The sequence below is a fragment of the Microbulbifer maximicatervae (SeqCode) genome (genome assembly GCF_052467305.1).
Map to the genome: position 1 here is coordinate 1,141,929 of NZ_CP174306.1, position 20,623 is coordinate 1,162,551.

General features: G+C 46.3%; 23 protein-coding genes and 1 tRNA gene. 12 read left to right on the forward strand and 12 right to left on the reverse strand.

What is annotated here, in order from left to right; all coding sequences use genetic code 11:
• Positions 1–71: 71 nt before the first annotated feature.
• The 9 genes from ACJJI4_RS05300 to ACJJI4_RS05340 form a co-directional block, all read right to left on the reverse strand.
• Positions 72–323 (reverse strand): hypothetical protein, encoded by a 252-nt coding sequence (locus tag ACJJI4_RS05300; protein WP_444927320.1) that lies wholly within the window; start codon positions 321–323, stop codon positions 72–74.
• A gap of 317 nt (positions 324–640) precedes the next feature.
• A complete protein-coding gene (locus ACJJI4_RS05305; protein WP_444927321.1) occupies positions 641–1,156 on the reverse strand; it encodes a hypothetical protein in 516 nt (171 codons plus the stop codon).
• Between the two features lie 277 nt (positions 1,157–1,433).
• On the reverse strand, positions 1,434–2,063 hold the full coding sequence (locus tag ACJJI4_RS05310; RefSeq protein WP_444927322.1) for an HAD-IA family hydrolase: 630 nt from the start codon (positions 2,061–2,063) through the stop codon (positions 1,434–1,436).
• Between the two features lie 363 nt (positions 2,064–2,426).
• On the reverse strand, positions 2,427–4,235 hold the full coding sequence (locus ACJJI4_RS05315) for a hypothetical protein (RefSeq protein WP_444927323.1): 1,809 nt from the start codon (positions 4,233–4,235) through the stop codon (positions 2,427–2,429).
• 121 nt (positions 4,236–4,356) lie between these two features.
• Complete coding sequence (locus ACJJI4_RS05320) at positions 4,357–4,974, reverse strand: LysE family translocator (RefSeq protein WP_444927324.1); 618 nt, start codon at positions 4,972–4,974, stop codon at positions 4,357–4,359.
• Between the two features lie 73 nt (positions 4,975–5,047).
• Positions 5,048–5,545: a T6SS immunity protein Tdi1 domain-containing protein gene (locus tag ACJJI4_RS05325; protein WP_444927325.1), complete on the reverse strand. Its 498-nt coding sequence runs from the start codon at positions 5,543–5,545 to the stop codon at positions 5,048–5,050.
• 88 nt (positions 5,546–5,633) lie between these two features.
• Positions 5,634–6,512: a CPBP family intramembrane glutamic endopeptidase gene (locus tag ACJJI4_RS05330; RefSeq protein WP_444927326.1), complete on the reverse strand. Its 879-nt coding sequence runs from the start codon at positions 6,510–6,512 to the stop codon at positions 5,634–5,636.
• Between the two features lie 725 nt (positions 6,513–7,237).
• On the reverse strand, positions 7,238–7,819 hold the full coding sequence (locus ACJJI4_RS05335; RefSeq protein ID WP_444927327.1) for an HD domain-containing protein: 582 nt from the start codon (positions 7,817–7,819) through the stop codon (positions 7,238–7,240).
• A gap of 128 nt (positions 7,820–7,947) precedes the next feature.
• Positions 7,948–8,256 carry a hypothetical protein gene (locus tag ACJJI4_RS05340; RefSeq protein WP_444927328.1) on the reverse strand — a complete coding sequence of 103 codons (309 nt, stop codon included), beginning with the start codon at positions 8,254–8,256 and terminating at the stop codon, positions 7,948–7,950.
• 266 nt (positions 8,257–8,522) lie between these two features.
• Between ACJJI4_RS05340 and ACJJI4_RS05345 the strand changes: the two genes are divergently transcribed.
• The 3 genes from ACJJI4_RS05345 to hdeA all read left to right on the forward strand — a co-directional run bounded on the left by ACJJI4_RS05345 (position 8,523) and on the right by hdeA (position 10,850).
• Entirely contained in the window at positions 8,523–9,023 is a 501-nt protein-coding gene (locus tag ACJJI4_RS05345; protein ID WP_444927329.1) for an HNH endonuclease family protein, read from the forward strand.
• Between the two features lie 379 nt (positions 9,024–9,402).
• Positions 9,403–10,083 carry a hypothetical protein gene (locus ACJJI4_RS05350; RefSeq protein WP_444927330.1) on the forward strand — a complete coding sequence of 227 codons (681 nt, stop codon included), beginning with the start codon at positions 9,403–9,405 and terminating at the stop codon, positions 10,081–10,083.
• 338 nt (positions 10,084–10,421) lie between these two features.
• Complete coding sequence (gene hdeA / locus ACJJI4_RS05355) at positions 10,422–10,850, forward strand: acid-activated periplasmic chaperone HdeA (RefSeq protein ID WP_282933522.1); 429 nt, start codon at positions 10,422–10,424, stop codon at positions 10,848–10,850.
• A 301-nt stretch (positions 10,851–11,151) separates the two neighbouring features.
• On the opposite strand, the gene ACJJI4_RS05360 is transcribed toward hdeA, so the two are convergent.
• Positions 11,152–11,227: transfer RNA gene (locus ACJJI4_RS05360), tRNA-Arg, on the reverse strand.
• Between the two features lie 410 nt (positions 11,228–11,637).
• Between ACJJI4_RS05360 and ACJJI4_RS05365 the strand changes: the two genes are divergently transcribed.
• Complete coding sequence (locus ACJJI4_RS05365) at positions 11,638–11,817, forward strand: PA3496 family putative envelope integrity protein (RefSeq protein ID WP_108735213.1); 180 nt, start codon at positions 11,638–11,640, stop codon at positions 11,815–11,817.
• A 338-nt stretch (positions 11,818–12,155) separates the two neighbouring features.
• Here ACJJI4_RS05365 and ACJJI4_RS05370 read toward each other — a convergent pair whose 3' ends face one another.
• Positions 12,156–12,848, reverse strand: a complete 693-nt coding sequence (locus tag ACJJI4_RS05370; RefSeq protein WP_413665103.1) for a 2OG-Fe(II) oxygenase — start codon at positions 12,846–12,848, stop codon at positions 12,156–12,158.
• Between the two features lie 298 nt (positions 12,849–13,146).
• On the opposite strand from ACJJI4_RS05370, the gene ccmA reads away from it, so the two are divergent.
• The 8 genes from ccmA (at position 13,147) to ACJJI4_RS05410 (ending at position 19,210) form a co-directional block, all read left to right on the forward strand.
• Positions 13,147–13,821: a cytochrome c biogenesis heme-transporting ATPase CcmA gene (ccmA, locus tag ACJJI4_RS05375; protein ID WP_444927331.1), complete on the forward strand. Its 675-nt coding sequence runs from the start codon at positions 13,147–13,149 to the stop codon at positions 13,819–13,821.
• The gene (ccmB, locus tag ACJJI4_RS05380) at positions 13,808–14,521 is read left to right on the forward strand and encodes a heme exporter protein CcmB (RefSeq protein ID WP_282933519.1); all 714 of its coding nucleotides are present in this window, start codon (positions 13,808–13,810) and stop codon (positions 14,519–14,521) included. The genes ccmA and ccmB overlap by 14 nt, the downstream gene beginning before the upstream one ends.
• Positions 14,522–14,535: 14 nt before the next feature.
• The gene (locus ACJJI4_RS05385) at positions 14,536–15,279 is read left to right on the forward strand and encodes a heme ABC transporter permease (RefSeq protein ID WP_282933518.1); all 744 of its coding nucleotides are present in this window, start codon (positions 14,536–14,538) and stop codon (positions 15,277–15,279) included.
• A gap of 1 nt (position 15,280) precedes the next feature.
• On the forward strand, positions 15,281–15,523 hold the full coding sequence (gene ccmD, locus ACJJI4_RS05390; protein WP_444927332.1) for a heme exporter protein CcmD: 243 nt from the start codon (positions 15,281–15,283) through the stop codon (positions 15,521–15,523).
• Positions 15,524–15,610: 87 nt separating this feature from the next.
• Complete coding sequence (locus tag ACJJI4_RS05395) at positions 15,611–16,060, forward strand: cytochrome c maturation protein CcmE (RefSeq protein ID WP_282933516.1); 450 nt, start codon at positions 15,611–15,613, stop codon at positions 16,058–16,060.
• Positions 16,057–18,048 carry a heme lyase CcmF/NrfE family subunit gene (locus tag ACJJI4_RS05400; RefSeq protein WP_444927333.1) on the forward strand — a complete coding sequence of 664 codons (1,992 nt, stop codon included), beginning with the start codon at positions 16,057–16,059 and terminating at the stop codon, positions 18,046–18,048. The genes ACJJI4_RS05395 and ACJJI4_RS05400 overlap by 4 nt, the downstream gene beginning before the upstream one ends.
• Positions 18,049–18,063: 15 nt before the next feature.
• Positions 18,064–18,648 (forward strand): DsbE family thiol:disulfide interchange protein, encoded by a 585-nt coding sequence (locus ACJJI4_RS05405; RefSeq protein ID WP_444896644.1) that lies wholly within the window; start codon positions 18,064–18,066, stop codon positions 18,646–18,648.
• Positions 18,611–19,210 (forward strand): IMPACT family protein, encoded by a 600-nt coding sequence (locus ACJJI4_RS05410; RefSeq protein WP_444927334.1) that lies wholly within the window; start codon positions 18,611–18,613, stop codon positions 19,208–19,210. Before ACJJI4_RS05405 ends, ACJJI4_RS05410 begins: the two co-directional genes overlap by 38 nt.
• A 5-nt stretch (positions 19,211–19,215) precedes the next feature.
• Here ACJJI4_RS05410 and ACJJI4_RS05415 read toward each other — a convergent pair whose 3' ends face one another.
• The gene (locus ACJJI4_RS05415) at positions 19,216–20,415 is read right to left on the reverse strand and encodes a CaiB/BaiF CoA transferase family protein (RefSeq protein ID WP_444927335.1); all 1,200 of its coding nucleotides are present in this window, start codon (positions 20,413–20,415) and stop codon (positions 19,216–19,218) included.
• Between the last annotated feature and the right edge of the window lie 208 nt (positions 20,416–20,623).

A 20,623-nucleotide genomic window follows, 5' to 3' on the forward strand; every position in this document is an offset into this window, starting at 1 on the left:
GTCTTGAGTATCAAAGACCTTAGCTGTCACTGCTTTCTCCTATAGACGGAGGAGGCTGCTAGGCAGAGACCCTATTTATTACCGCAATATTCATCAAAATTGCTGGGAGTGTTAGCAAAGCCAGCCTTCTCTGCAAGTTCCCATGGTCGTTCGCATTCTTTAGTTTTACTACACCAAAGGTAGCCGGCTGAGTTTATACATCCGTGGGAATCCTTGTCTGAACCGACCGGTGTGGTGGGCTTGGGATCCTCTGGAGTATCTGAGGAGCACCCCATTAGGGAGGCGACTAGAATAAAAGCGGCGGCTTCTTTGATTTTGAGCATTACAATCACCAGAAAGTTAAGGTTATTGTTAAGTATACGATTTAGAGCAGCACCCATCACAAGTCGTGCCTGATTGTTACTTCAAGGCCAGTCCAAGTATGTTTTTTATATTATTATCAAATTTGAAAGGGTATGGGTTTGATAAGCCCTTTCAGTCTAGTAGCTTATCTGCAAATCTGGCTATACTTAAAAATCACCCTCTCGATAGCTCTCAAAAGTCCTGGTTACTTTAATATCCTATCTTAGGGCTGTGATATCTCTATCGCAGGAAAAAATAAGTCCGTAAGTAGTAGCGGATTGCCTAAATTTACGGTATTTCATACTGACTTCACCATACTGGCAAGCAGTTTTTCACATGCTCTATAGAGAATAGGTTCTAGCTCTTTTGCTCCAAAAACAGGCCTATATCTGAGCATCCCTCTTAGGCTGAATACTCCTGAAAAATATTCTCTCCATGGCATTTTCTCTCGAGCCCTATAAGAGGAGTGTGTTTTATTGGAGTCGGCGTAATAGAGTCGAGCTGCGACTTCAATCTTTGGCCGCCAGAATACAGGCATTGCACCAAATTCTCCAAAGTATGCGGTGTCAAACTTACCCCCTCTTACTTTTAAGACTACAACCTCTAGTGCTAAATCATTGGATTTAGGTTCTATTCGACTCGATATATGTGGTAAGGAGAAAATTTCTACCAGCCTATGACGAATGCCCGCCTCTAAATCTTCGCCCTTAAAAGCCCCCCAAGCACCAATCTTGCTAAATTCATTCTGTGAGGCGACAATCATTTTATCCAGATAGACTCGTGGTTTACTCTTTTTAAATAACTTTGAGAACATTCTTACTGTAGCCAGATATAGGTTTTGTGAGGATGGGTACAAGGGTTAGTGCTGAAGGTATCGTGTGAAACCGACATCCTATTAGGCATGGAATGATAGGTTTTCTGTCTATATTTTGCACTACTGTTAATGGCTAAATTGTATCTCCCATGGGCAAAGAGCCAAATAGATATTGCTTGCCGGGAACCATCTTTTCTCTGCCGCCCATGATGACCGGTTGTAGCATGAGCTTGAATGAATGATGTTAATAAACTAAAGGTATAGTGTTCTTGGGGGATTAGTTACCTATTAGTTTTGGTAACTCTCTCATCGCTTGAAAGGACACTACACCAACGGTATTAGATTCCTCGTTAAGACGATTAAAAAAGTAAGTTTTCATGCCTGCTTCTATACCAGCCTGAACTCCCACTGGTCCATCATCTATAACGGAGCAGTTCTCAGGATGGTAGCCCATACTTTTTGCGGCATGTAGATATATGCCTGGATCAGGCTTCCATATGCCTACTTCATATGAACTGAATAAATTATTTCCGAAATACTTAGATAGCCCGCATATATCTAATGAATGCTTGATTTTTTGCAGGGGGCCGCTAGATACTACCGCTTTCTCACCATCAAGTGCCTCAAGAGCGTCTGCTACACCTTCAACAGGTTTTAACTCTCTGGTAAAGATTTTTGTGACTATATCGCGATAAGCTGCAACAAAATTGCTTTTCAGTTTGATATTATTCTCTTCTTCTAATAGGGATAGAATACTTGCCAGTTTCCAGCCCCTAAATCTTATGACCAGTTCATCAGCATCTAGTTTTATTCCGTAATTTTCGAACATAATAGCTAAGCCAACACTGGAGAGGTGTTCGCTATCAACTAAGGTGCCATCGTTATCAAAAAGCAGGCATTTACTCACAGATGAAACTCCCATTGATTTCTTTTATGTTACGCTATTTTTCCCATAGTGAGTTTATATAAATGATACATAGAGCCGCCGCCGCAACAGGCATGAAGTGCCACCAATAAGAGGAGGCGTCCCCTCCGAGGTTGTATTGGTATATAACAATACCGGCGGCAAGTATGCTAATTGAGGGTAATAAGTATAGGGAGGCCGCAAGTATCACTGATGAAAGTTTTGATAAATTTCCTCTATTAGCTACGCCACCTCCAGCGAATGCGGCCATCATAAAAAGGAATCCGCAAAAAGACAATTGAAGAAATGAGCCTACAATAACCCAAGTTAAAGACATGTTGATCCGTCTCCTTTGTATAATTAACTCTAAAATCCTGCCGTGCTAACTGACCCTGGTGAGGGTATTGCTGCTTTTTCTTTTTTGTGGCTTATTATTCTAATTATATGATTTATTGCGGGATCTTCTCCTGCGAAATACTCTTCAGATGAGAGTGTTACGGGAACATGTGGTGCAATCCAGATGCGATGATCTTCGGCCTTTGAGGCCTGATGATATTGAGATGAAATAATTCCCCAGACACCGCTGTAAGGAAGTTTAAACCATCCCGCTTCACCTAAATGGTTGGGTCTGCTCCCACTTGGTTCACCGACAATGATGATGTCAGTTAAGCGATCGAGGTCTGCAAGTAACAAATGTGCAGCGGAGAAAGTATTTCGTCCAATAATCACAAATAGATTATTCTCTTCGCTATTTTCTGAAAAATGAATTAACGATCTTGTTAAGGGAGGGATAATAGAACCATTGCCGCCGCTGTTGTGGCGTAAATCTAGAACAAGATTTTTGACTTTTCTATCCTTGGTGAATGCTGTGATCTCTTTGCTGAATACGTCCAGTGGGTGTGACTTATCTTGTGCGACCCTATTAAATTGTAAATATAGGAGATCATTGTCAGAATTGTATTCAAGCCAATAGTTTTCTTTCTTGTTCTTTAGGTAAAGTAAGTTGTCACTATTATTAGGTGCGGGTAAGGTTGGAAACCCTGTAAAGTTGAAAGGTTTTCCTGATAGAACTACTTGCTCTTTGGCTCCTGATTTTTCTTCCAAAGTTAGCGGGATCTTCGATGCACTTTCTACTATGCCTAAACCCTCGAGAACCTCCGGTAAGGCCAGATAGTAAGGCCCCAGCCAGTATTGTTGCATTTCGTTATCGCGGGCATTTACAGTGGCAATCTTTTTCATTACTGCATCTATCGGCTGGTTGGCTACAGAAAGGAGTTTTTTCCCTACAAGATGCTTATATTCGGTATCGGCACCTAAAATGAATATCCCATCATTAAACCAATAGAGCTGGATTGGTAACTTGCTGAATGAGCCATTCCTAGAGTGGGTTGGGACAATGAAGTTGTGTCCATTCCCTAAGCTGGCAAGTAGCGCCATCATTCTAAATACGATTTGTTGGTCGGTTAAGTGGGGGATTTCTGTTTTAATTTCGTTTATGTGTAATGCTAGATCTTCCTTTGATGAGTGATGGTAGGGGTTAACATGTAGGCGTAATATTTCATCAGCTAGGAAGTTTAAATCTGTCATCCAGCGTTCATCTCTCGATAAATTATCCAGCTGGCTTTCCCCAGAAAGCTCCTTATACATGTCGTCTTGAGATATGTGTTGAAAATCGCTGCTGCCAATGAGACTCTTCCGGTCATCCCATCTGGAATCGAGTGCTTTTTGAATCCAGCCCAGCGCTTGGTCCTTCTCTTCCATTTTGGAATGACATTGTGCAATTTTAATCATTATATCGTTAGAGGGGGATGAAGCTGATCTTATCCCCGACATGATTGTCCCTAGTTCTAGGGTTCGTTTGAGTGAGGGAATTGCTTTGTTACATTGGTTCGTCTCAATGTATCCATGCCCGAGTAAAAACCAAGTGTCTCCATCATCTTTATATTGGACGGTTAGTTTTTCGAGCAAGGGAATAGCTTTTTCCCAGTCATCGGTTTTTGCGAAACTTACTGCTTGTTCTCGCTCTATCCAATATTCGGAGCCGCTAGAGGGAAAGGACCGGGAGGGCATTTGACCAATAGCGCTGTTGGTCATAAGGTCTGCCTTTGAAGCGGCTACTACAGGTGATTGGGTCAAGAAAAATCCGAGTACCGAAAGGGTCAAAAAAATTTTCATGCTTGTTTGTGCTTATGCTTTTACGATTGAGATTCTTAGGGGGAAGCTTGAATAGGGTATGCCTGAAGTAACATTACACCTAACACTAGTAATCGCTTTACTGTTTTTGCTAATGAGGGGCTCACTCCCTGCTCGTAAAGGCGAGTTTGAGTCCTAAAGCTGCGAAGCTGCCAGCAAAGACTCGTTGGATGATAATGCTAATTTTTTCTGAGTGAATAACATAATTTCGAATGACTGTTGCTAGTAAGCCATAAACAATGAAAACCAGAAAGGTTATAGCCATGAAGGCAAGTCCAAGAATCAGCATACTATCTACGGGGTTCTGTATTTGAGAGGGAATAAACTGGGGTAAGAATGCCAGGAAGAAGATGGTTAGCTTTGGGTTCAAGATATTAATCATAAATCCCTTGAAAGCAATTGAGGTTAAGCTCTGTTTCTTTTGACTTTCCTCCAGAGTCAGGGAGCTGCTAGATTTAAGCATTGACCAAGCTAAGTACAATAAGTACGCGACTCCTGCATATTTTACAAACTGGAATGCTAATGCACTGGTATGAATGATTACGGACAGCCCCATGATGCAAGCAAAGATGGAGGGGATGATTCCTAGCGTACAACCTAACGCTGCAGAAATACTTGCCCGTTTACCCTTAAATAGCCCCGCAGCAACTGTATATAGAACTCCCGTTCCAGGTATCAACACAACGATAAAAGAGGTAATCAAAAACTCAATGCTTATCATAAGGACAAGTCCTGACATGAAATTATAGATTTAAATGCTGGATTTAGGGATAACCCTTTTGAATGGTGGCCTCTCAATCTTCTTCAATTTTTAAGCTTATACCAGCTATTGGTGTTCCTGGGGGAAGGCCGCTGAGTTGCTCATGTATCTGTCCTAACAGATCTAGATGGACTTCCCAAGATACAGATTGATAATTTTCTGTAATGTACTCCCCGCCCATTATCGGTGGTTGGATTGATGAATAGCAACAACCTTGAGTTAATGGTTGCTCCACTAACTCAAGTAATAATCTATATTTAAACCAGTGGCCCGGAATATCTTTCATTGCTGCCATCATCTCTCGGAATGCATTCCAGGATTTAGCGGCAAGTTCCATTTCTCCTGTGCCAGTATCTAGGAAATAGACACGTTCCTTGTTCAGTAGGCCTTCCTTCCTTTTGAAGAATAAATCTCCCATGGAGGTCAGAAGGCACATGGAGGCCTTTTTGCCAACTAGCCATCTCCAGCATTCAAGGGCATCTCTTTTTCCTAGATCAGTAACTGGAGCAAAAATATCTACTTCATTATCCATAATGTATTTCTATATGCCTGCGGTAAAATTTCCCAAAACTCATGATTGTTCTTAATCCAAGCCTCTGTCACACATCCATGGCGCTACGTCAAGATTTTTGTGGAGACAGCAGTTCGCTTGCAGATTGAGCGGAGCCGAACTCTTGTTGGCCCTTTCTCCAGAAATAAATGCTGATACAAAAAATAACTACAGGTAAAACCATACCAAATTCATTGAGATACCAACCTGAATCTGTGCTTTGTAGGGTCAATGGATTGAAGAATTTTTGAATAAATGCATTGTGGCTCATGTGGAAAATAACGGCAGGCCAAACACTGTTAGTCTTTAATCTTACGTAAGTCATGATGACTGACATTGACATTAAGCCTAGCGTAAAGAAAAACAACTGATAGCTGAGGGGGGCTGTTTCATTCCCGTAGACACCTGCTACCATCATGGGCCAATGCCAGGCGGCCCATATAAACCCAGAGGTTAGTGTGATCCCTGAGAAGGACATAATCTTTGAGAGCTCAGGTACAAGCAATCCACGCCATCCAATCTCCTCTCCTAAAACTCCAGGCAGTATCAATAAAAAGCTGATACTTGCAGTAATTAAGAATCTAAAGATGATTACACTGGTATCACTCCAGTCATCTACTTTATACCCTTCTCTTAGTGCCGTAACGTATTCTGAGTTATACCACTCCCCGAAACCTAAGATCCACATAATGAGGTAGGCAGCTGCTACATAACCCAAGGGTACCAAGTAACTTAACCACTGATATCTCCAGCTTCCCCAAGACCATCCTAAGGAGCCCAGGCTCTTCTTGAATATCAAGCATGTTGTGACCGTGGCAAGCCCAACAGAAAGCATTAAGGGTACTGCGCTTTCCATGTGAAAAATTAGCCAGTATCCGATAGGGTAGAGGCTCGCTGTGAGAATTAAAAAAACAGCGATAATTTTGAGCGAACTCAGCGATTCTTTCATCTAGATCGTTAACTCCGTGTTATCTTGAAAATAGCTAATCTGTAGTATGTCTATGTGCGAAATAGGATATTTCTTGTACTGTTAATGAGTGGGCATTACAAGAGGCGTAAGGTTTTGAAGGTTGCCCTGCAGAGTACTGTTATTGAGGCTAGGTGAATTTTTCACTCTCTAAATTATCTATTCTAAATGTAGAAGGAATAGCTTATTAACTGCTTTTCGAACTCATACCTATTGACCTTTTATTTGGCTTGGCTGCTTTAAGTCTACCAGACGACACATTGCATCTTTTTGTAGATTCGATTAACGGTATCCTTTGTGAGATATCCAGAGATATTAATCAATCTTTGTAGGCTTAAAGAGTCTAGCTTTAGGTAGGCCTATTTTGTTTGGTAGTTCGAGGCGCAGCTCGAAGTGTCTTTGTTAACAACCGCTTACTGGGTAGGTATTATTTTTCATGTGGAAGTCAACTTTTGAATGAGAATATATATCCTACCAGCTTTGCTTGATCTGTGTTTAAGGGGGTGGTGAAATTGAGGGGATGTAAGTACAGTAGAAGTAGTAAAAAGTTAAACTCTTCTTAAAGGTATAATTTCAGGTGCTTGCTATTTTTAATTTAATATGCACCTCTGTACCAGCTAGATGTAAAGTTTTATAATTATCTCACTGTTAGAGTAGTGCGTTCTACTCGTAGCATTACTGTATACAAGTTTATGGATGCCTTCTGATCACTTTAAAGCTCCACTCTCAATTGCTTCATGGAGCTTTTTCTCTATAGTAGACCACAATTTATGACTGCCACCTGCTATTTTTTCTGAGTTGACAGTGAAAACCTGCTCCTTGGAAATATTGTGTTTCTGCCAGCTATGGCCGTTACCATAAATTTTATGTAGTAGTGGAGGTACTCTATCAATCGCTTTTGCAAACTTAGCATCAGGTGAAACGCCTTCCTCAAATTCCTCCCATAAAGCTATAAATTCAGCTGAGAGCTTGTCCGGTAATATCGATAGTGTTTGCGTTAGACTTTGGGTCTCACTTGATTGTTGCTCGTCGGTGAGTGGTTGATACACAATTTGATCACCTGCTCCAATTTCACCCAGGTCATGTATCAATAGCATCTTAACAACGTGGCTAATATCAATACGTTCATTGGCGTAGTCTTTGAGCATAAGTGCGATTAAGGAGACATGCCAGCTATGCTCTGCTGAGTTCTCGTAACGATTTATACCGACTGGCTTTGTCTGCCTCAGGACAGCTTTAAGCTTCTCAATTTCGATAACAAATTCTATGATTTTTTCAATATCACTCATTCTACTTCGCTTCTCACGTAGGGTCTTCTATTGAAACTGAATTATATAAGTCTTTGTTGGAGTATTTTTAGGCTTTGATATAAAGATATTATATGGTACGCCACAGTTTCCCTTTGGCTGATGCTGATTCAATTGTTTACTGCTTCTTCAGCCCACACAGGAGATCTGAAGTGATTTTTATTTATAGTTTTTTTGTGAAATTTTTTTAGAATCACTCCTTCTACATTCACGTTAAGATCTAGGGATACATAGCCTTCAGGCATGTATTTATGTACTATAAAATGTGTACCACTTGGGATTATCATGCCTTCGTTAGTCTGTAGCGATTTTGTTAAAGTCCAGACTTCAGATGTACCGGAATCTCGAAAGCTAAGGAAGATGGTAGTGGAACCTACCCCAAGGAAAAATCCTACGATTAAAGTTGTTATTGTTTTCATGCATTTCCCTATTGTTGCTGGGAAGTATTGAATTGTTCTGCTAACGAATTTTATTGGTTTAAGTATATACAGTATCGATAAATTGTCGCTATTTGTATATTTTTACTACTACAGGTTTGCACATGCTAAATAACCCGTATCTCTGTCAGGTTCGATTATTACTTATATCCTCGAATAAATTTTGTGTTAAGAAAAGTGCTTGTTGACGCGCCCTTAAACTACAATCAAAATGCTCCCCCAGCAGTAATTAGCCGCAGTTTAGCTTTATGCGACTCAAGTCTTTATTAATAGTGTCCATGCTGACCCTCAGCGGATGTTATGAAGTAACCCCTCAATCTTATGATCGCAGTGAGTGGTTGCCACGGTGGTCTGATGTCGATGGTGATTGCCAGAATACTCGTCAGGAGCTATTGATCCGTCTCTCTTTGGCTCCTGTTGCCTTCAGCAATGAGAAGAGCTGTACAGTGGTTACAGGCCTGTGGATGGATCCCTATACGGGACAGTTTTTTGAAAAAGCTTCGGACCTGGATGTGGAGCATATAGTACCGCTATCTTGGGCTCATAAGTACGGTGGTGCTAGCTGGAGCCGGGAGCAGCGCAGAGCTTTTGCAGAAGACCCTGCAAATTTGTGGCTGGTTGATGATGGCCACAATCGCAGTAAGGGAGATAAAGGGCCCGATCAGTGGCTGCCGCCCTATAAGCCAGCCCAAGCCATTTATATTCGTCAGTTTGAGGTTGTGGCCCGTAAGTATCGGCTTGGTGACTGAATACGACACTCTACCGTTAGAGCTGACAGTGAGCTGATTTTTAAGTAAATCGGCTCCTGATGGAAATCGCTGATCTCCGGATTATTTAGATCCTTCACTCCTTGTTCCCCATCCTATTATCTCCTTCGGCTTAATTGGCAATAGTGATATTTAGCTATCCACCTAACCAACAGGTCCTGGTATGAACGCTAGTCAGAAATGGCATTAATGTACATTTCGGTTAAAGCACTGTGACTTTCTTCTCTTGCTGAATATTCATTTCTGCGATTACTTGCTGCTTAGATAGGGTGGGGTGTTACGAATTTGGCTTCCTTGGGTTACATAATTAAAGTGATATTTACAGGCATTGAATTGAGTTCAAAGATGATAGGGGAGAGCTATGGATAGAGTTGCTGGTATCTCGGCGTTTGGCATGGGGTTAATTTATATTAGTGCGTTTGTATTCTTTGGTGCTTTTTGGTCTTTTCCATCGGATGGGAGCCCCATAGAAAAAATGATGTTCTTGGCAGAAAATCAACTGATTTTTAATATTGCCTATACCCTTATGTACTTGGTTTTTGCGATCTTTCTGGGCTGTGTGGTAGTTAGCTTATATGAAAAGCTAAAAAGTAAGAGGAGGGAGATAGCTGCATTGGCATCCTTGTTCGGAGCAGTCTGGGTGGGCCTTGTCATAGCGAGCGGCATGATCGCAAATATAGGGCTCGCCTATGCTTTGGGGCTTATGGAGGTCAGTGTTCAGCAGGCTTTCGATACCTGGGGAATAATATACTTGATGGTTGAGAGTCTTGGTGGTGGCAATGAGTTGGTGGGTGGACTTTGGGTTCTGCTAATTAGCATTGCTGCATTGCAAATTGGACTTTTTTCCCGGCCATTAAACTTTATCGGAGTGTTAGTGGGAGTGGCGGGAATTGCGACTATCTATCCGGACGATATCTTTACAGAAATATTCGGAATTTCCCAAATAGTCTGGTTTATTTGGTTAGGTTTCTCTTTGCTAAGGCTGGGTAGGCACAGTCAAAAATGGGAGGCAGCAAACTCTATTCCGAGCGCTAATAGCTAAAGGTGTATATAGGTAAAGCCTGCTTCTTCACATGGAATGCGTCTGGACAATAAAGTTTGTATGCAAGTGGGTAAGAAAGTGTTTTTGATTTTCCCCAAAAAATGAAAAATGCGTCTATCCTTTCAATGGGCCAAGCATTCGTTGATTTAGTGTCTTGGCTTGCGTTTCCGCTGTCGTAAGGCTGGTGAATCCGGGGCTATTCCTTGCCTCGCTGTTTGTCGCAGTCATTTTAGTGACTTGCCGGCCAGTCCTCCCCGGCCCGTGGGTAGCGAGCGGATTGCACATTACCTGCAATTGATTCACGGGGTGATAACCCTGGATATTTTGGAGATCTAATTGTGAAAAGTAAGCAGTTCATTCTTCCTTTGGTAATTGCCAGTCTTGCTGCTTCTGCTGCCTTCGCGGATAACCATCCCAAGAAGCCGGCGAAAGACTGGACCTGTGCGGATTTCCTGGCTATCGACGATGAGTTTAAACCTAAAGCAGTTTATTGGGCTGCCGCCTACGCCAAGAAAGGCACGGAAGAGGGGGATATGCTGGATATTGAAGGCACAGAAAAAGTGACGCCGATGGTGATTACCGCCTGCACCAAAGCGCCAAAAGAATCTTTCTGGGCTAAGTTCAAAGATGAGTGGCACAAGGTGGGGATGCACCACAAGAAGGACAAAGCTGAAAAGCAGATGATGAAGATGCAGAAAAAAATGCAGGATGGCACTCAGATGAACAATAGTAATGGTGGCAGTGGCACAAACGGGACTAACCAGTAGGCGCTGTTCGTCAATACTTGCATTGCTATTGTTCTGGGCCCGGCTTGTGCCGGGCTTTGTCTATCCTGAGATGGAGATTCACCAGCGAAATGGTTTCGGTTAGTATTTATGGTGAATGGACGAAATGTAGGCAAATGGATTTGTGATATGGGAAAGACTGTAAGAAACGAAGCCAGGCGGGGGAGAACAATTAGCCGTTCTACCAGGCTCTTCTGGGGTGGGGTGCTGTTGGCTGGGTTATTCCTGGCGTTGTTTATGCATTCGTCAAAGGCAGTCGTTTGCTAATTTGCCTTGATATGTATGGCGCCCCCGGGTGGACTCGAACCACCAGTCCGGACTTAGGAGGTCCGTGGTTTATCCTGTTAACCGACGGGGGCGGGTGTCAGCACTGCTGAAGAGCGGCGCTATTCTAGCCTGTGGGAAGCCCTGTGTCATGTCATGCTTTTCACCATTAACTCACCTTCCATCAAATCGTACCAAGTTGCTGTGTCACTGAGGGTAACATTGGCGCCACTCGGTTACTGCTATTCCCGTCGTTCCCTTTTCTTAAAATTTTCGAAAAACCTTCATAAATCTGTCTTTTTTCTTCGCTACTTTGACTTCGAAATGGCGGTTTTTGCGGATAGCTTTGTTCGGGGATCAGTTGGAAAGTTTTGACGTAAAAGCCGTATTTCCACTTGATAAATTATTGCTTGACCACGATTGATTGAGCTGGATAACCTGCAATTGCACCCTTGGTGCGATAAGGATATTTCTGCTTTCTCTAATCAAGATTATGGAGTTTCGTATGAGCGGCCACGTTAACGAAAGACGCCTAGATTTTGATAATGTGGGTATTCCACAAATTGCAACTGAAGTGCTGAAGGAAGCTACCTCTCAGCCACCACGCGACGCACGTCGAATGGTAGAAGACAAATTGGAGGAAAAGCGTTTAAGGCGTGAATTAATGGATTATGATTTCGACTAACGAAATATGCTGAAACTTTAACGGCTACGGCCAGCTATGCAGGGTGCAGATAATAAATTAAAGTAATCTAAAAATAGGATTGCTTAAACTGTACTCTGCGTAGTTAATAGATTTTATTGAAAATTTGTCTTTCCTGCCCAAGTCACTTCTATTTTCCCCTGGCTTTTCTCTGTGCTTTTAAATCGTTGGGCTTTGTTTCCCCGTATTGTATTTTCACTAATTAAAGTTGTTAGGTTTATTATTTTTGCAATGGGTGCTATGGAGATAGGGAAGAAGGTGTGTAGGTACAGAGCCCGTAAGGGATGCGGGCTCTATCGTAGGTATTGAGTTGGCTGTAGCTACATATTTTGTGTGGCTGCAGAGTTGCCTCCAAACCAACCCAGCAGGCGCTTGAGTTTTGAAGCTAACTTGCCGCGCTTGGCCTTTCTGTTTTTGTCAGCATCGCTGACTAACCAGGCTACCTGGATAACCAATCTTTTACCTTCGAAAGGCAAGTGTCCGTGGAACGAGTTATCGGCTCGCTTAAATGCGGCCAGGGTACCGTACGAAGGTTTTACCTCTGGGGCTGCGGTATCTTCAAAGTTATCGCCGCTTTTTAAGAAGCGCAGGCAGCCTGTGCCATCCAAGGACCACTCCGGGTTCAGGTAGAGCAGGGCGGTAGCAATTTTTGACTGTCCGTCGGTATGGATGCGGCCGTGGCGTTTCTTGAGTGTACGGCTAATGGAAACATAGGTTGGGTATTGAGAAAGATTCTCAATACCCAGGTTGTTGCCAATAGCATCGGCAAATTCCGGAGCCCTAAACTGTTCAATCAGTTCATTTATTGTGGTGCCACAACTGCTTCTATCGTAGGGAAGGTAGCCGGCCCCTTTAAGCTTTGGGAAGTCTTTGATAAAGGATGCCATCAGGTTCTCGGCCAGCAAGTTCTTGGCAACGAAGAAAGGAAATGGCTGTTGGTGAATCTGGCTTTCTTGGCCAATTAAAGTAGTAGCGTCGAGCCAGGGATCGATATGGGTGGCGAGATTGTTCATAGACACGCATCCTTACGAGCAGAAGAATTGGCCCTTTTGGGGGTCCAGCTTTATGTCGACTTCTGAGATTACCCACTTCCTTGAGGGTACAGCGAGAAACAGGTACTGAATCTCACGACGGTGTGAAAATACCAAAACTACAATTCAGTGCCAATTTAAATAGCGCTTTTCAGTGTGAATCAGTGGGCATTCTTGCGAAAGATCAAGGGTTGCTAAAATGTTGCTCGCTGAGACAATGCAATTAGCGCTGGTGCCGGTATAATGCCGTTCAGATTTGTCAGAGCGGTTTTATCCTGGAATGTCTGTGACCCCTAAGTCCCAAGTTGTGCTGCAAGTGAGAGATCTCGCCTGCGAAAGGGATGGTCGGCGCTTGTTTGAGGGCCTTCAGTTTTCTCTTCAAGCCGGCGCTGCAATTCAAATCAAAGGTAGTAATGGCGCGGGTAAAACGACCTTGCTGCGCACTTTGATTGGCAGTAGCAGTGATTTCACTGGGGAGATCCTTTGGTGTGATACCGCCTACCCGCAATCGCTCTCGGCGATGCGTGAATCCTTACTATATATCGGGCACAGGGGCGGAGTGCGCAGTGGCCTGACTCCGCTGGAAAACCTCACCTGGTATGGTGCTGACCATGAGGACGCGTTCAATGCCCTCGATAAAGTCGACCTGACCGGCTTTGAGGACAGCTTGTGTCACTCCCTTTCCGCCGGCCAGAATCGCCGGGTTGCCCTAGCGCGATTATTTCTACCTGATTCCCCTCGATTGTGGATACTCGATGAGCCACTGACCGCTCTCGACGTTGTGGGTGTTGCTGCATTGGAAGAGCAAATGGCGGTCCATCTTTATAGCGGTGGTTCAATTCTGCTGACCTCACACCAGCCTCTGTCATTAGCCGGACTCAGCGAGGTTAATTTGTCTGACTATTCAGTCTCTGAGCCTTTTGAGGATTTTGGGGGAGAGCATGTCGACAGTTGATGTCCAAACGCCGGTAAGCGAAGTGCGCAGTGGCCCCGGTTTTATGGCGCTGTTCCGGATTGAAATGCTCTTGGCGTTGAGAAAACGAGCAGATATTGCCAACCCCTTATTATTTTTTGTGACGGTTTTAGCACTTTTGCCGTTAGGGGTAGGACCTGAGCCCGAACTTCTGGCAAAGATGGCTCCGGGCATGATCTGGGTAATGGCCCTACTGTCCACCATGCTATCCCAGGAAAGCCTTTTTAAAGGTGATTTCGAAGATGGCACCCTGGAGCAGCTCACCCTGTTACCACAACCGCTTTACTTTGCGGTTCTTGCAAAATCCCTGGTGCACTGGATTGCCACAGGCTTGCCGCTGGCATTGCTGTCGCCGCTGCTCGCCTTAATGCTGAATCTGCCCGTGGATGGTTATGTTTGTTTGCTGGTTTCCCTATTGCTGGGAACTGCAAGTTTGAGTTTGATCGGGGCCATTGGTGCAGCACTCACTGTTGCCTTGCGCCGCCCCGGTTTGCTCTTGGCACTTATTGTTATGCCGCTGTATGTGCCCGTGCTAATCTTCGGCACCGGCGCAGTACAGGCGGCAATTGATGGCTATGCCTACAGCGCCCAACTGGCGATATTGGCAGCACTCCTAGCGGCTGCTGCGGCACTGGCGCCACTCGCTGCTGCGGGTGCAATACGTATTAGCCTGGATAATTGATTTGGAGGTCTTTCTTGGCTTGGCAATGGTTTCACCGCCTGGGTTCGCCCCGCTGGTTCTATCAAAAAACTGAAGCCTGGCTGCCATGGCTGGCGCTGGCTAGTGTTGTATTGCTCGCTGTAGGCAGTGTTTGGGGCCTGGGTTTTGCCCCAGAAGATGCCAAGCAGGGCAATAGTTACCGCATTATCTTTATCCATGTACCCGCCGCCTTCCTGGCCCTGGCCGGTTACTACATTATGGCGATCAGCGGTGCTATCGGCTTGATCTGGAAGATGAAGCTCTCCTTTGCCGTGATGCGCGCTGCCGCGCCGATCGGTGCGGTATTGACCTTTGTTTCGCTATTTACCGGTGCTGTGTGGGGCAAACCTACCTGGGGTGCTTACTGGGTATGGGATGCCCGCATTACTTCAATGCTGATACTCCTGTTTCTCTATGTCGGCGTTATGGCACTTACCCACGCAGTGAACCGGGAGCAAGTCGCCGACAAAGCTTCTGCGCTGCTGGCTCTGGTGGGCACCGTTAATATCCCAATTATTTACAAGTCCGTAGACTGGTGGTTTACCTTGCACCAGCCCGCGACCATTCGCCTGACCGAATCCAGCAGTATTGATCCGAGTATGTTCTACCCGCTGCTGACCATGATTATCGGTTTCTACTGTATGTATGCCTGGACCCTGCTGACTCACACCCGCACTCTGCTGCTCAAGCGCGAGATGCGCACCAAGTGGGTACAGGAAGAACTGGCGGGAGGTCGATAAAGTGGAGTTTCAATTTGCCAACCTGGCTGATTTCCTAACGATGGACGGCCACGGTGTATTTGTGTGGGTGTCCTACGCGGTGACTTTCCTGAGTCTCGCGGGGATGGCTCTCTACCCTTACATCGCCCGCCGCGGCCTGAAGGCAGAGCTGGTGCGACAGCAGAAAATTGCCCAGCGCCGCCGCCAGGCAGCGAGTGAGCGCACAGTAACCACAAAGAAAGAAACAGCAGAGGAACCGGCTTAATTTCAATTTGCCGGGTTCCAGCGGATAGGGCGATGGAGAACCTATCAGCGCAACAGAATTAAATAGTTATGGAGTAGGACTTAGACAATGCACCCTGTACGCAAGCAACGCCTGATACTCGTACTTGTCCTGGTGGTATTGTCCAGTGCAGCAGTAGGTTTTGTAGCCTATGCGATGCGTGGCAATATCGATTATTTCTATGCCCCCAAGGCCTTTGCAGCGGGTGAAGTCCCGGTGGAAAAGCGGATTCGCGCGGGAGGCTGTGTTGTCCCGGGCAGTGTGCAGCGAACTACTGATAGCCTGGAAGTCCAGTTTGTGATTACTGATGGCGAGGCTCAACTCTCCGTAGTCTTTGACAAAATCCTGCCGGATCTATTTGCCGAAGGCGAAGCAGCAGTGATTACCGGCCAGTTGATGCCAAGCGGTGTTCTGCGTGCGGACCAGGTTCTGGCCAAGCACGATGAAACTTATACGCCACCTGAAGTAGCCGACACCATGGTTTCCCATGAAGGTTGTTCCGATGGAGCGAAAATATGATCCCTGAGCTGGGCCATTTTGCGTTAATTGTCGGCTTGCTGCTTTCGGTTGCTCTCGCAACAGTGCCGATGGCCGGTAGCTATTCATCGCGCCCTGTGTGGATGGATGCGGGGCGTCCGCTGGCTCTGGGTATTTTTGCGTTCGTTCTGATCGCTTTTGCCTGCCTGACCACTTCTTTTGTGCAAAGTGATTTCACGGTTAATTACGTAGCACAGAACTCCAACAGTATCCTGCCGGTTTATTACAAAGTTACCGCTGTATGGGGTGGGCATGAGGGCTCCATTCTGTTGTGGCTTTTGATTCAGGCTGGTTGGGCTGCGGCAGTAGCGCTGTTTGGTAAGCAGCTGCCCCCAGAGCTTTCCGCGCGGGTTTTATCCGTACTCGGTTTTGTACTGATCGGGTTTTTCCTGTTTATTCTATTTACCTCCAACCCATTTGATCGCACCCTGCCATTCCCGCCGATGGAAGGTTCTGACCTGAACCCGCTGTTGCAGGACCCGGGTATGATTTTCCATCCGCCCTTGCTTTATATGGGGTATGTGGGTTTCTCAGTAGCCTTTGCTTTTGCTATTGCGGCATTGCTCGGTGGACAGCTGGATGCGGTGTGGGCCCGTTGGGCAAGACCCTGGACGGCTGTGGCTTGGGGCTTCCTGACCTTGGGTATTGCCCTGGGTAGCTGGTGGGCTTATTACGAGCTGGGCTGGGGTGGCTGGTGGTTCTGGGACCCGGTTGAGAATGCATCCCTGATGCCTTGGTTGGTAGGGACTGCCTTGATGCACTCCTTGGCGGTAACTGAGAAGCGTGGGCTGTTTAAGAGCTGGACTATCCTGCTGGCGATTTTCGCTTTCAGTCTCAGCCTGCTCGGCACCTTCCTGGTGCGCTCAGGGGTGATTACCTCGGTGCATGCATTTGCTACTGACCCACTGCGAGGCAGCTTTATTCTGGGCTTCCTGGCTGTAATTGTCGGCACTTCGCTGCTGTTATTTGCCCTGCGCGCACCGACAGTCAGCGCTCGCAGTGTTTTCTCTTTCCGCTCTTTGGAAACCTTCCTGCTTGGCAATAACATCCTGTTGATGCTGATTATGGGCATGGTTTTGACCGGTACTCTTTACCCGCTGCTGGCCGACGCCATGAACTGGGGCAAGGTGAGTGTGGGGCCGCCCTTCTTTAATCTTTTCTTCGTGCCACTGATGGTTGTTCTCTGCCTGTTGGTGGGTATGGGCGTGCGCGCCAACTGGAAAGACAGCCGCTGGGACAAACTGCTGAGCGCATGGCGTTTGCCATTTGTCGCTTCGTTGGTAGTTGCGTTGCTGTGGACCCTGGCCCTGGGAGATTTCCACTGGGGAGCGGCACTCGGAATCTTCATTGGTATCTGGGTCTTTGCTTCCAGCCTCGCTGATATCGTGGCTAAAACCCGCAACTCCAGCTCATTCTTTGCCGGCCTTAAGCGTCAGAGAGCCAGTTACTACGGGATGCATATCGCACATATCGGCCTGGCAGTTTCGGTGTTGGGGGTAGTACTAACTACCGTTTACAGCATTGAGGAAGATGTGCGTATGGGGGCTGGGGACAGCTTCCAGGTTTCCGGTTACGACTTCAAATTTGACGGTGTTCGTATGGTTCAGGGGCCTAATTACCGGGCCTTTGAAGGTGTATTGCATGTCAGCAAGGACGGGAAGCCGGTAGCAGAGCTGCATCCCCAGAAGCGCAATTACCTGTCTGGTGGCAACACCATGACAGAGGCGGCGATCGATACCGGACTCTTCCGCGATATTTATGTGGCCCTCGGTGAGCCGATGGACAGGTCTAACCCAAGCGGTGATTGGGCTGTGCGACTTCAGTACAAAGCCTTTGTGGTGTGGATTTGGCTGGGCTCGCTTCTGATGGCGATTGGTGGAGCTATTGCTGTAGCGGATAAGCGCTATCGCAAAGCGAAAGCCGCTAAACCTGTAGATATAGAAGTTACAGGCAATGTTGCTACGGCGTAATAGTTGGAAAGGATAATGTCTAGACTCAAACTCTTTTTGCCCCTGGTAATATTTGTCGTGCTGGCCCTGTTATTTTGGCGGGGCCTCTACCTGAACCCACAGGAAATGCCATCGGCCCTGCTGAATAAACCTGTGCCGGAATTCTCTTTGCAAAAAGTGGCGGATAACAGCCAAATTGTAGAGAAGAAAGATCTTCCCAATGGCCCGCATTTGATGAATGTGTGGGCCACTTGGTGTGTAGCTTGCCGGGTAGAGCACCCCTATTTGAATGCTCTGGCTGAGCAGGGTGTGCCGATCGTTGGCGTTAACCTCAAAGATGAGGATGAGGCAGCAATCAAGTGGTTGGAGAAATTCCACAATCCCTACTTGTATAGCCTCGCCGATAGAGATGGCCGTTTGGCTCTGGATCTGGGTGTTTTCGGTGCGCCGGAAACTTTCCTGGTGGATTCCGAAGGGACTATTCGGTGCAAACACGTTGGCGTTGTCGACAATAAAGTCTGGCAGACCAAGCTCCAGCCTTTGTACGAAAAATTAAAAAACCAGCGCTGGGACGATATTGTCGGTGAGTTATCAGATTCCCTCATCTCCCGTTGTCAGTGAGACAGAAGAAAAGAAGAGCCGTTTTATTTGTTGGCTGGGGCCAGTAGAGAATAAAGCGGCTTTTCAGCAGCAGCTGGAAACTGTCCGCGCTCAATATCCCGATGCAAGCCACCACTGTACCGCGTTGGTGATCGGCAATCCTTCCAACCCGGAAGTAATGCAAGCAGATGACGACGGCGAGCCCGGTGGTAGCGCGGGGCGGCCAATGCTGGAATTGTTGCTGAAGCAGGGCGTCGGCAATGTGGGCGCTATAGTGACCCGCTATTTTGGTGGCACCAAGCTTGGTGTGGGTGGCTTGATGCGTGCCTATCGTGGTGCGGTAGGTGCCGCGCTGCAAGATATTCCATTGCAGCCCTTTGTTCCCCTGATGCATGTTTTGGTTCGCTGTGATTTTGCCCAGGAAGCCCGCCTGCGCTTTTTAGTGGGGCGTCACCTGGGGAATTGTGGGCAGGCGGAATATGTCAGTAACGTCACTGTGCCAATTTCACTCCCCCAGGATCAGTGGTCGCAATTGCAGGTGCAACTATTGGCAGAGGGCTTTCAGCTTCTCGATGATCAATAGTTCTTTCAAATGATGCCGTATTTGGCGAGCTTGGCTATCTCAACCCCGGAATAGCCAAGCTCAGCCAGGATATCCTTGGTGTCTTCTCCCAGGGTAGGTGCCCGCTTGAAATTAACCATCTCTCCATCACAGCGAATTGACGGTGCCAGTATTTTAATATCCTTGCCGTGATCACCGGGTATTGTTTGGATGCGGTCGGTATCGGAAACAAAGGGGTTTGTTAGCGCCTGCTCAACGTCATATACCGGTGCGGCTGGCACCTGGCCAGCTAAAATTTTTAGCCACTCTACGGTATCTTTTTTTGACAGTATCTCATCCAGTATTTCGGTTAACTCCGATTGGTTTTTCCTGCGCTCCCTGAAATTTACAAACTTGGGTGCGTCAGCTAATTCCGGATGTTCAATACATTGACACAGGGATTTCCAGAACTTTTCCTTATTGCACATCAGGTAAATCCAGTCGTCCTTTGTCTTATAAAGTTGACAAGGGCTTAGGGAAAAGTGTGCTGATCGCGGCACCCGCTTTTGGTTGTGCCCCGCATTTAACTGCCACATGGCCACATAACTTAAATTATATAAAGCGTTATCAAAAAGGCTGACATCGATATCTCGCCCCTTGCCAGTTTCCCTGGCATTAAGCACACCGGAAACAACGGCCAGTCCGAGAGCCACCCCGGTGGATAAATCTACCAGGGACAGGCCGCACCGGGCAGGTGGGCTGTCAGGTTCACCAGTTAGCTTGAAATAGCCTGCCTCTGCCTGCACGGGGTAATCATATCCCGGCCACTTGGCCCTATCGCCACTACGGCCGTAGGCAGTCAAGTGTGCGCAAACGATCTTGGGGTTCAGCTTTCCCAGTTTTTTGTAAGTAATACCCAGCTTGCCCGGTACGTCTCCCCGCAGATTGTCGGTCAGTGCATCTGCACTAAGAATTAATTTGTGCAAGATTTCCTGCCCTTGGGGAGAGGAAAGGTTGAGGGATAAACTGCGTTTGTTGTGATTGAAAGCCTGGAAAAAAAGGCTGCTATTATCCCCTGGTTCATTTTCCAAGAAGTAAGGGCCTACGGTACGGCCTACATCCCCCCCGTGGGAGATATCTTCGACCTTAATGATTTCCGCTCCAAGATTTGCCAGGTACAAGGTGCCAAAAGGGCCTGCACCATATTGTTCCACCGCCACAATCCGCAATCCTGAGAGAGGTAACATGTCGGAATAATCCACTAAATATAGATACGCCGTATTCCTCAGCATAGAGCAGGAGTTGTAAATTCGATGGGATTGGCTGGTAGATATTGGGAATAGTCGGTCATCCGTATTTTAGTGACCCTCTGACAGGCAGGGCTCACTGAAGGTGAGTGTCGCGATTTAATACAGAGTTGCTAGTCTTTTGGGTGAACTACTGGATTGGCTTGGA